Raw genomic sequence first — 11,038 nt, 5'->3', positions numbered from 1 at the left:
TGCTCTCGTGCTCGGCGTCTATGCGGCCGGGGTGTCCCTGCCACTGGCGGCGCTGCTATCGCTGATTGCGTTCACTGCCGCGACCAATGCGGCGACTGCGCTGCTGGCAAGCGACGAGGACCACACGCTTCCCCAATGGACCATCGGCGCGCTGCTCGCACTCGATACCCTCACACTGACCGGGCTTCTCTACTGGAGCGGCGGGCCGAGCAATCCCTTCAGCGCGCTCTATCTCGTGCATGTCACACTGGCCGCCGTCGCGCTGGGCCCGCGCTGGACCTGGGCACTTGTGGCACTTGCCAGCGTGGGTTTCGGGTTTCTCTTTTACGCGAACGTTCCGATCCCCGGTGCTGGAGATCCGCATGCCCACCACCGCGCCATGAGTGAGCCCGCGCAGGGGTTCTCCATGCACCTGCAGGGGATGTGGGTTGCCTTTGTACTGACGGCGGGACTCATCGCCTACTTCGTCGGGAAAGTCACCGCTGCACTGGCCGAGCGCGGCGCCGAGCTCGCACAGGCGCGTGAGATGGCCGCGCGCAACGAGCGACTGGCCTCACTGGCCACGCTGGCCGCCGGAACCGCGCACGAGCTGGGCACGCCGCTGGCCACAATCGCGGTAGCGGCCAGGGAACTCGAACGCGAGCTGGGCGAATCGGGCGCCGATGGCGAATTGCTCGAAGATACGCGGCTGATTCGCGAGGAAGTCTCGCGCTGCCGCAAAATTCTCGATCAGATGAGCGCCGATGCCGGGCAGGTGCCCGGCGAGGGGCGCACCTCCCACACGCTCGCGCAACTCGTTACGGCTACGCTTCATGAACTCGGTGAAGAGCGGTTGCAGCGCGTGCGTGTTCAGGAGCCCCTCCCCCCGGCCACACTGACCGTGCCCCGCACCGCGCTGGTGCGCGTGCTGGCCAGCCTGATTCGCAACGCGCTCGAAGCCTCCCGGGAAGATCAGAGCGTGGAGTTTCTCGCCGAAGGCGATGACAGCACTGTTCTCCTGCGCGTCAAGGACGAGGGCTGCGGCATGGACGAAGCCACCCTCCCCCACGCGGGCGAACCATTCTTCAGCACCAAGAGCACGGGCCTGGGGCTTGGCCTGTTTCTTGCGCGCACGCTGACCGAGAGCCTTGGCGGCACGCTCACCATCGATTCGCGCGCGGGCGCCGGCACAACGGTGAGCCTGCGCCTTCCGTGCGAGGGGGAGGAGAAGTGAGCGAGATCCAGATCAGCCGCGAGCTCACCCTCGTTGTCGACGATGACGAGCGCCTGCGCGAGCGGCTGGGCCGGGCGCTCGAAAAGCGGGGCTTCGACGTCGCCACTGCCGAGAGCGGGGAGAACGCGCTCCGGGTCGCCGACAAGCGTGCCCCCGATTACGCCGTCGTCGATCTGCGCATGGAAGGGATGAGCGGCCTGGAACTGGTCCGCATTCTCAAGGACAAGTTCCCCGACTGTATCATCGTCGTGCTCACCGGCTACGGCAGCATCGCCACCGCCGTGGATGCGGTGAAGCTGGGGGCCACCCACTACCTGCCCAAGCCCGCCGACGCCGACGACATCCTCGCCGCCTTCGAGCGCGCCGAGCTCCCGCCCAACACCGCGCCCGATTTCGAGCACGAGGTTCCCTCCCTGGCACGCGCGGAATGGGAGCACATCAACCGCGTGCTCTCCGACTGCGACGGCAACATCTCCAAGGCCGCCCGCCTGCTGGGCCTGCACCGCCGCTCGCTCCAGCGAAAACTGGCCAAGTATCCGACATCACGCTGATTTCCCGTTTCCCGGTGCGACAATTTGCCGCGTTGCTGCGCCAACTTCCCAGATCTAATTAGATGCCAGCGATGCCGAGTTCTCCTGCATCCTGAAATCACACGTTCGATGGAGCGACTTCATAATGAAATCTCTGGGAATCCTCGGGCTCCTGGCCGCCCTGCTTGTCAGCATGGGAACTATCAGTTGCAGCGACGACAACCTCGTCGCTCCATACAGTGGCTATGCCGTCCAATTTGTTGGTCTGGTCAGTGACGACCCGTTTGCCTGCGGCACCTACAACAACATCGGCACGGGTAACGACGAGTTCTTTGTCGATGATTTTCGCTTCTTCGTTTACGACGTTCAGTTGCGCCGCGCCGACAACGACGCGCTCGTGGCACTGGATCTCTCCGAGACCCCGTGGCAGCACGACGGGCTGGCCCTCATCGATTTTGAGACCGGCGTGAGCGGCGGGTGCAACGGCACCATCGCCACCAACACCCTTGCCTTCGGCACCGCGCCGGAGGTCGAGTACGACGGCGTCTGTTTTACCATGGGGGTTCCCTTTGAAATGAACCACATCGACGCGGGCACCGCTCCCGCGCCGCTCAACAGCGTGGGAATGCAGTGGAACTGGAACGGGGGCTACAAGTTCCTGCGTATCGACGGCCAGGGCGACCCCAACGGCAGCCCCGTCAACTGGAATGTTCATCTGGGAAGCACGTCCTGCACGCCGACCGGAGATCCCTCCACGCCTGCCATCTCGTGCGACAACCCCAACCGCGTTCAGGTCTGTCTCGATTCCTACGACCCCGACCAGAATGTGATTGCCGCTGATATCGGCGACCTGCTCTCCGGCGCGGATGTGGGCGTCAATACCGCCGCAACTGCCGCCGGATGCATGTCCGCCCCAGACGATCCAGAGTGCCCTGCCGTGTTCGATGAACTTGGCCTCGACCATCAGGTCGGTCCTTTTACAGACACCGACGGTCAGGGTTTCTTCTCGGTCCAGTGAGAGCAACATGCGCAGATCGGCATTCCTTGCAAGCTTGAAACGACGGGGCGCCCTCACCGGGGCGGTCTGTCTGTGTCTGTTCCAGAGCATTGCCTGCAGCGGCGGCACTGAGAGTGCCGCCGGCGCGCAAGGTTACGTCTTTGACCTGCCTGCGGGCTTTCCGGCCCCACAGGTCCCCGCCGACAACCCCATGAACGCGGACAAGGTCGAACTCGGGCGCCGCCTCTTTTACGAGCGTGGGCTCTCGACCGGCGGAAACATTTCTTGCGCGACCTGCCACCAGCAACGCATGGCATTTTCCGACGGCTTGACCGGCGGCGTGGGGAGCACCGGCGAGGTGAACCGGCGCAATTCCATGTCACTGACCAACACGGCGTATCAGGCGACCCTCACATGGGCCAACCACCACCTGCGCACTTTCGAAGAGCAGGCAACGATTCCGCTCTTTGGCGAGTTTCCCGTTGAGCTGGGACTCGACGATGTTTCGTTCCCCAACGCGCTGGCCGGCCTGGAAGCAGATGAGACCTACGCCGCCCTCTTCCGCGATGCGTTCCCAAAATCTGAAAACCCGGTCACCAAAGAAAACCTGCTCAAGGCCATCGGCGCTTTTCAGCGCACCCTGATCTCGGGCAACTCCGCCTTTGATCGCGGCGAGCTGAGCGCCTCCGCCCTGCGCGGAAGCCAGCTCTTCTTTTCGGAGCGCCTGGAATGCTTTCACTGCCACGGCGGGTTCAACTTCTCCAGCTCCCTTGATCACGAGGGCAACCTGCTCGACGAAATTTCCTTTCACAACAACGGCCTCTACAACGTGGGCGGCACTGGCGACTACCCGGCCAGCGATCAGGGCCTGATCGAAGTCTCCGGCAATGACGCGGACATGGGCAAGTTCAAGGCCCCCACCCTGCGCAACATCGAGCTGACCGCCCCCTACATGCACGATGGCAGCATCGCGACCCTCGAAGAGGTCGTCGATCACTACGCCGCCGGCGGCCGCACCATCGACCCGCCCGACCCCAACGCCGGCGACGGCAGCGCCAATCCCCACAAGGACGTGCTGATTTCTGGGTTCATCATTTCCGCGCAGGAAAAACAGGATCTCATCAACTTCCTGAAGTCGCTGACCGACTGGGAGTTTGTCTGCAACCCCATGCTCAGCGACCCCTTCGGCCACATCCCGCCGCACGCGAGCTGCACGCCGTGAAGCGCGTGTTTGTTTTGCTGGGAGCGGCGATGCTGCTCACACTGTTCGTGGCGCCCCAGGCATCTGCGTGCTCGACCTGTCAGGCCGGCGACCCGACCCTGACCATCATGGGTCATGGGAAACCCTTTGAAGGTCGCTTACGCGCGTCGCTGGAATTCCGCTATCGCACCGAGGATATCGGCGTGCCGGGTGTCAGCTCCGAAGAACTCAGCGAATACCGAACCAGCCTGGGCATTGCCTGGACCCCGCACGAGCGAATCACCCTCGGACTGTCGGTGCCGGTGGTGGGTAAGCAGCTTGCCCTGGCAAACCAGTCCGAGGAGCGTTCTTTTTTCCTTGGAGACATCGAGGTGAACGCGCGCGGCTTTGTCTGGCAGGACCGCCATGCCATGCCCCGCCACCTGCTGGGCGTTGTCGCCGGTCTGCGCGTGCCGAGCGCGCCGGAGCTTGAAGACAGTGCCGGCGTGCCGCTCTCTTTTGACGCGCAGGCCGGAAACGGCGCCTGGGTTCCGAGTGCGGGGCTCTGGTACGGCTATTTCCGGCACCCCTTCTCGCTCTACCTCAGCAGCGTGGGTTATTTCACCGCCGGCGGATTCGGCGCTTTCGAGGCCGGCGATGCCTGGGTCAACACGCTCATGGCGCAGTGGGCGCCGGAGCTGCCGGTCGCCCTGCAGCTTGGTTTCGATACGCGCGCTGCCACGCGGGACGTGGATGCAGGCGTCGTCGATCCCGACTCCGGCGGGTTCATCGGATTTCTCACGCCCGGCATTGTCTTTTCGCCTACTGAGGATCTGCTGCTCAGCGTTCGGGTCATGATTCCCGTCATTGACCAGCTCGATGGTAATCACGACGAGGGAGTGAGCGTGCTGGCGGGAGTGACCTATGATCTCTAAGCGAAACCTTTTCCTGCTGTGCGCCATCCTGCTGCTCGGCTGCGCCGAACGCGATCCCGGCATCACGCTGAGCGTGGAGGCCCTCCATCACAGCGCGCCCGATATGTTTGGAAACTACACGGACACCGCCGCGGGCGAGCCGCGCGCATTTACCTCTGAGAGCGGTTACGACATCACCATCGAGAAGGGCTACGTCGTTCTCTTCAATGAAGAGCTGCTTGCGCAGGCAAATGCCTTCGATTTCGTCCCGCGCTTTTTTCAGCGCGTCTTCGGTGTGTCCGACGCATTTGCCCATGCACTCTCCTCCCCCACCACCATTGCGACGCCGCAGGTGATCGCCCTGCTGGGGGCCGAACGCGTTCCGCTGGTGCTCGGCGAGCTGAGCCCACCGCCGGGCGTCTACGACCGGCTGGAGGTCAACGTGCTGCAGGCCGATGAGGACGCGCGCGACCTGCCGGGCGACGTTCCCGGAACCATGGTCGGCAAGAGCCTCTATCTCGAAGGCACCTGGCAGCCGGCCGGCATGGGCGGCGCGGGAACAGCATTCACCATCAGTACCGCCATCGCCGCCACCGCGCAGCTCACCCTGCGCGCGCCGGGTGGCGCCCCCGATCCACATTCCCTCCCGGGGAGCACCAGCCGCGTCATCGTCGGCATCGGATATGAAACCTGGTTCGACAGCGCAGATTTCATGACGATGAATCAGAGCCAACTGGCCATTGCCGTAATGGGCGAGGTGCAGGCCTCGCTCTCCCACTTCGTGGATCCGGTTGCCGATTCCGAGTAGCACCTTTGCATTTGGCCAAACAAAAACGGCGCCCGGGTGGGCGCCGTTTTTTTGTGATCGTGATTGTCTGGTTTCAGGCCTGGGGAACGTTGGTGAGGTTCTCCACGCCGCCGGCGGCGCGAGCCTGGAATCGGATGAGTTGCTCCAGATAGTCGGCTGCCTGGTCGACGAGCGGTTTGGGCTCCCCTTCGGGAACTTCCTCCGCCACCGGAATCTTCGAATCGGCCAGAGAGAGCCGGACAAGCAGCGCCCCGAAGGGTCCTTTTACCTGGTCTGCCATCTCGTGGTGCCTCCTTTTGGTAAAGACCGCTCAGAGGCGCATCATGCGCCGCCACAGGCCTCTATAGAAAAGCTAAGCACTCACGGCGGAAGGTCCAGCCCCTTCGAGATTTTCGCCGATTGGGGCGCCCCGGGCAGTTTTCGCAGGGCCCCCGGGTGGCTAGGATGACCGGCATGGCAGTCCTCAAGTGCGCAAAGTGCGGCAAGCCGCTCACCGACCGAAAGCCCGGCGAACCCCCGTTCTGCAGCGAGCGCTGCCGCCTGCTGGATCTCGGAAAGTGGGCCAGCGGCGAATACGCCATCCCCGGCGAGCCTGCCCCCACCATGAGCGACGAGAACTGGCCCACCGATTACGCCGGCAACCCCGGCGACGAGACGCTGCACTGACAATCCGTTACCCCACCGCGGCGATTCAAACATGGGCCTGGCGAGGCAGGCCCATGCCGATGTTTCATCGTTGGGAAAAAACCACCGCAAAGAAAAAGCCCCGGCCGTCTGGCCGGGGCTTTTTGCATGGGCTTGAAGCTGTAAGGGCTTAGCCGCCGTAATACATTTCATACTCGAGCGGATGCGGAGCCATGCGAAGCGGATCGACTTCGTTCTCGCGCTTGAAGGAGACCCAGTTCTCGATGAAGTCCTTGCTGAACACGTCGCCCTTGAGCAGGAAGTCGTGGTCTTCTTCCAGGCACTTGAGAGCTTCGTCGAGCGAACCCGGAGCGCTGGGAACATCCTTGAGCTCTTCGGGGCTCAGGCTGTAGATGTCCTTGTCGAGCGGCTCGCCCGGGTCGATCTTGTTCTGGATGCCGTCGAGGCCGGCCATGAGCATGGCGGCAAACGCGACGTAACCGGTGCAGGTCGGGTCGGGCCAACGGGCCTCGATGCGCTTGGCCTTGGGGCTCGGGCTGAACATCGGGATGCGGCAGGAGGCCGAGCGGTTCCGGGCGCTGTAGGCCAGGTTGACCGGAGCCTCGAAGCCCGGCACCAGACGCTTGTAGGAGTTGGTGCTGGGGTTGGTCAGGGCGCAGAGCGCGCGGGCGTGCTTGAGCAGGCCGCCGATGTAGTAGAGGCCAAGTTCGGAGAAGCCGCCGTAGCCGTCACCGGCGAAGAGGGGCTTGCCGTCCTTCCACAGCGACTGGTGCGTGTGCATACCCGTTCCGTTGTCACCGGCCATCGGCTTGGGCATGAAGGTCGCGGTCTTGCCGTGACGCTTGGCCACGTTGCGGACGATGTACTTGTACCACTTGAGCTGATCGGCCATGCGCAGCATGGTGTCGAAACGCATGTCGATCTCGCACTGGCCTGCGGTGGCCACTTCGTGGTGGTGGGTTTCGATCTTGATGCCGACCTTCTGCATCACCATGACCATCTCGCTGCGCAGGTCATTGAGGGTGTCGTAGGGGCTGACCGGGAAATAGCCGCCCTTGGGGCCGATCTTGTAGCCCTGGTTCGGGGCTTCTTCACGGCCGGAGTTCCAGTGGCCTTCGATCGAATCGACGGAGTAGAAGGACTGGTGACCGGAAACTTCGTACTGCACTTCGTCGAACACGAAGAACTCAGCCTCGGGGCCGAAGTAGGCAGTGTCGGCAATGCCGGTGCTCTTGAGATAGGACTCGGCCTTCATCGCGATGTTGCGCGGGTCGCGGCCATAGGGTTCCTTGGTGATGGGATCGACGATGTTGCAGATGAAAGAGATCGTCGGATACTGGCAGAACGGGTCCACCACGGCGGTCGCGGGGTCGGGGATCATCAACATGTCGGAGTTGTTGATGGCCTGCCATCCGCGGATGGAGCTGCCGTCGAAGCCGCGGCCCTCTTCGAAAAGCGACTCGTCGTATTCACTGATGGGGTTCGAGGTGTGCTGCCACCGACCGAACAAGTCCGAGAACTTGTAGTCGATAAACTCGATGCCCAGGTCCTTGATCATCTTTGTAACTTCAGCTGGCGTTGTCATTGAACAACCTGCCTCCTTAATGGAATCGTATTTTGCTGGGTCGGTTCGCTTTCGCGCGTTCCGAGCGTTCTCTTGTTTAGCCCTCAAGCGCACCAATCGGGTGCGTCACCGATCCGATTAAACGGCGTCGGTGCCGCGCTCGCCCGTGCGGATGCGAACCACCTCTTCCAGATTCAGGACGAAGATCTTGCCGTCACCGATCCGACCGGTGTTGGCAGTCTTCTGGATCACCTCGACAACCTGTGTCGACTTGTCGTCGTCAACCACGACTTCGAGCTTGATCTTCGGCAGGAAGTCCACGACGTATTCGGCGCCGCGGTAGAGCTCGGTGTGGCCCTTCTGGCGACCGAAGCCCTTGACCTCGCTGACGGTCATACCCATGACGCCGATCTCAGCCAGTGCGGCTTTCACTTCGTCGAGCTTGAACGGTTTGATAATCGCTTCAATTTTCTTCATGGCATGCGCCTCGTTCTTTCATTCGGCGGGCCTTCGTGCGCCCGCGTCGAAGTCTCTGGGGGCCGCCCCCAGCGGCGGTTTGGCCTTGAACGACTGCGGCCCCTCGTATCATGCCCGGCCACCAAACAGCAACCGGGATTACAGGTTGTAACCAACCTCTCCATGCTGCGAGAGGTCGAGCCCCTCGTATTCGGCGTCTTCGTCGACCCGCATTCCGACCGTCAGATCGACGATCTTGTAGATCACGAAGGTCATCACCATGGCGAACAGATAGGTCGCCACGACGCTCTTGAGCTGAATCAGGAACTGCTCCACGCCGCCCTTGTCGGTGGCCAGGAAGCCCAGCGCCAGCGCGCCGAAGGTGCCGCCCATGCCGTGGACGGCAAACACGTCCAGGGAGTCGTCAAAGCCCTTGTGGGTGCGGAATTCCACGGCGAAGAAACAGATCACGCCCGCCCCAAGGCCCATGGCGATTGCAGCCAGCGGCGTGACGAAGCCCGCGGCCGGGGTAATGGCCACCAGGCCGGCCACCGCGCCCGAGGCGGCGCCCAGCACCGTGGGCTTGCCCTTGACGATCTTGTCGAGAATCACCCACGTGACCGAGGCCGTCGCCGCAGCGGTGTTGGTCGTCACAAAGGCCAGCGCGGCGGTGCCGTCGGCGGCCAGGGCGCTGCCGGCGTTGAAACCGAACCAGCCGAACCACAGGATGCCGGTGCCCAGCACCGTAAAAGGCAGGTTGTGCGGGGGCATCGGCTCGCTGCCAAAGCCCTGGCGCTTGCCCAGCAGGATCACAAAGATAAAGGCCGAGGCCGCGGCGCTGATGTGCACCACGTTGCCGCCGGCGAAGTCCATGGCACCGTCGGCGCCCATCCAGCCGCCGCCCCACACCCAGTGGCAGAGCGGGTCATAGACCAGCGTCGCCCACAGCAGGGAGAAGAGCAGGAAACCCGAGAACTTGACGCGCTCGGCAAAGGCGCCCGAGATGAGTGCGGGAGTAATGATGGCAAACATCATCTGGAAGGCCATGAAGGCAAAGCCGGGAATGGTGGCAGCGTAAGGCCCGGGCTCCGCGCCCACTCCCGCTAGCCCGATGTGGTCGAGCCCGCCGATCAGTCCGCTGATGTCCGGTCCGAATGCCAAGGTGTATCCAATCAGAACCCACTGAACGCTGATGGCTCCGATCAGGATGAACGAATGCATCATGGTGCTCAGGGAATTTTTCGACCGGACCATGCCGCCGTAGAAGAAAGCCAGGCCCGGTGTCATGAACAGGACCAGTGCGGCGCTCACGAGGATGAAAGTCGTATCGCCGGAATCAATGGCTCCTTCGGCTGCGAAAGCCTCAGTTGCTACGCCTACAATTGCCAGCGCCAGGACACAAAGTGCCGTGATGCGCCGACCCCAATTCAGGTGCCGGTTTCCCATTCTTCTACTCTCCGCGAAGGTATTTTCATCCCCCTCCGTGACTCACCGGAAAAACCGGCGAATCCGCCTCGGAACGGCGATTGCGGCAGGCTCCTCTCCAAGAGCGCACAGCAATCCCCTGAGGGACGCCCCCCTATAAGCAACGCCCGGGCCATGGCCTGAAAAAAGTGACAAGTCACCGGATTGACTGGAGTTTGTTTGGTGAGGAGGGCGTAACTAGCAACGGGAATGGGAAGTGAATGCCTAATCCGTACGCACAAAAAACAGGAGATGCTAAAAAGTTAGGCACTCACCGCCGCGTGACGCTCGCCCCTTCGCCAAAGAAACTCTTCGGCAGGCGCGCCAGGTCCTCGGCGCCGCGGTAGGGAATGATGGCGAGGTTGGGCGTAACGCCGGTGCCGCGGGCGCCCTCGCGCACGGCTTTCGCCATGAGGTCGAGTTCCTCGGCGCTCACCGGGCTCTTGTCGTTCCAGTCGCGGATCTGCAGCTTGAACATCGCGCGCAGGGGATGGGCCCCGGCATACAGGGACCGGCTCATGCGCTCGATGAGCGTGGCGGTCTGTTCGATGGAAAGACCAAGCTCGTCGGCAATCTGCCGGTGGTAGGCCATGATCGCGTAGTAATCGAAGTTGCGCGCGTGGGCGGCCGAGATCGATTGCGAGAGCCAGGCCAGCCCGTTGCGCGGGCTGCTGGCCGCTTCGTACATGAAGTTGACGGCGATCTTCGCCTCCGGGCGACGGGCACGCACCACGCCGCCCAGGCGCTCGGCCACATCGAGCAGGCGCTCGTTCTTCCAGCGCACCCACTGCCAGAACTCGTCGGTGTAACGACCGACGTAGAACTTTGCCGTGCCTTCCTTCTGGTAGACGTTCTCATAGAGATCCAACGGCTCAAGCGACTTGCCGAAGCGCTGCTCGTAGGCGCGCGCGGCGGCGGCCGAAAACCCGTCGGTGTGGCGGCTGACCAGGTCGTCCTGAAAGAGCACACCATCAATGGGGTAATTGGCCAGGTCGGCGTAGAGCGCGGCCAGGTGATCGACCACGCGGTCGTTGAAGAGGTCGAGCCCCTTGCCCTCGAGCACGGCGCCGGTCTCGAGGTCATAGACGCGCTCGCTCCAGCGGGCGGCGCGCTCACCGGTAAGCCCGTAGTCGGCGTAGCGACTGGTCATCCAGGCATAGAGCTTGAGCCCGCGCCCGTGGGCGAGCTTGGTCACGCGCCCCAGCACGTCGGCCACGACAGGCACCTGGCTCGTGCGAAAATAAACGCCGGTGGCGTGCTTGCTGGC

General features: G+C 63.1%; 12 protein-coding genes. 7 read left to right on the top strand and 5 right to left on the bottom strand.

The window, feature by feature from the left end; genetic code table 11:
- The 6 genes from KDH09_10480 to KDH09_10455 all read left to right on the top strand — a co-directional run.
- Positions 1-1,213, top strand: a 1,213-nt coding sequence (locus KDH09_10480; protein ID MCB0220110.1) for a HAMP domain-containing histidine kinase, incomplete at its 5' end; no start/stop codon positions are given.
- Positions 1,210-1,764 carry a response regulator transcription factor gene (locus KDH09_10475; protein MCB0220109.1) on the top strand — a complete coding sequence of 185 codons (555 nt, stop codon included), beginning with the start codon at positions 1,210-1,212 and terminating at the stop codon, positions 1,762-1,764. The genes KDH09_10480 and KDH09_10475, both read left to right, overlap by 4 nt.
- 124 nt (positions 1,765-1,888) lie before the next feature.
- Positions 1,889-2,761, top strand: a complete 873-nt coding sequence (locus tag KDH09_10470) for a metallo-mystery pair system four-Cys motif protein (GenBank protein MCB0220108.1) — start codon at positions 1,889-1,891, stop codon at positions 2,759-2,761.
- 7 nt (positions 2,762-2,768) lie between these two features.
- The gene (locus KDH09_10465; protein MCB0220107.1) at positions 2,769-3,962 is read left to right on the top strand and encodes a di-heme enzyme; all 1,194 of its coding nucleotides are present in this window, start codon (positions 2,769-2,771) and stop codon (positions 3,960-3,962) included.
- Between the two features lie 29 nt (positions 3,963-3,991).
- The gene (locus KDH09_10460) at positions 3,992-4,855 is read left to right on the top strand and encodes a hypothetical protein (GenBank protein MCB0220106.1); all 864 of its coding nucleotides are present in this window, start codon (positions 3,992-3,994) and stop codon (positions 4,853-4,855) included.
- On the top strand, positions 4,845-5,642 hold the full coding sequence (locus KDH09_10455; protein MCB0220105.1) for a hypothetical protein: 798 nt from the start codon (positions 4,845-4,847) through the stop codon (positions 5,640-5,642). Before KDH09_10460 ends, KDH09_10455 begins: the two co-directional genes overlap by 11 nt.
- A gap of 73 nt (positions 5,643-5,715) precedes the next feature.
- Here the strand turns inward: KDH09_10455 and KDH09_10450 are convergent, their stop codons facing one another.
- Complete coding sequence (locus tag KDH09_10450) at positions 5,716-5,922, bottom strand: hypothetical protein (protein ID MCB0220104.1); 207 nt, start codon at positions 5,920-5,922, stop codon at positions 5,716-5,718.
- 164 nt (positions 5,923-6,086) lie between these two features.
- On the opposite strand from KDH09_10450, the gene yacG reads away from it, so the two are divergent.
- The gene (gene yacG / locus KDH09_10445; GenBank protein ID MCB0220103.1) at positions 6,087-6,308 is read left to right on the top strand and encodes a DNA gyrase inhibitor YacG; all 222 of its coding nucleotides are present in this window, start codon (positions 6,087-6,089) and stop codon (positions 6,306-6,308) included.
- A 148-nt stretch (positions 6,309-6,456) separates the two neighbouring features.
- On the opposite strand, the gene glnA is transcribed toward yacG, so the two are convergent.
- From glnA to KDH09_10425, 4 genes are all read right to left on the bottom strand, one after another.
- Positions 6,457-7,872, bottom strand: coding sequence for a type I glutamate--ammonia ligase (gene glnA, locus KDH09_10440; GenBank protein MCB0220102.1), 1,416 nt, complete (start codon positions 7,870-7,872; stop codon positions 6,457-6,459).
- A gap of 117 nt (positions 7,873-7,989) precedes the next feature.
- A complete protein-coding gene (locus KDH09_10435) occupies positions 7,990-8,328 on the bottom strand; it encodes a P-II family nitrogen regulator (protein ID MCB0220101.1) in 339 nt (112 codons plus the stop codon).
- Positions 8,329-8,466: 138 nt separating this feature from the next.
- Positions 8,467-9,648, bottom strand: a complete 1,182-nt coding sequence (locus KDH09_10430) for an ammonium transporter (GenBank protein ID MCB0220100.1) — start codon at positions 9,646-9,648, stop codon at positions 8,467-8,469.
- 394 nt (positions 9,649-10,042) lie between these two features.
- Positions 10,043-11,038, bottom strand: a 996-nt coding sequence (locus KDH09_10425; protein MCB0220099.1) for a hypothetical protein, incomplete at its 5' end; no start/stop codon positions are given.

It is taken from the genome of Chrysiogenia bacterium, assembly GCA_020434085.1.
In the GTDB taxonomy this organism is placed as follows: Bacteria; JAGRBM01; JAGRBM01; order JAGRBM01; family JAGRBM01; genus JAGRBM01.
Note: the sequence above shows the minus strand (reverse complement) of the source record. Positions and strands in the feature narration are given on the sequence as shown.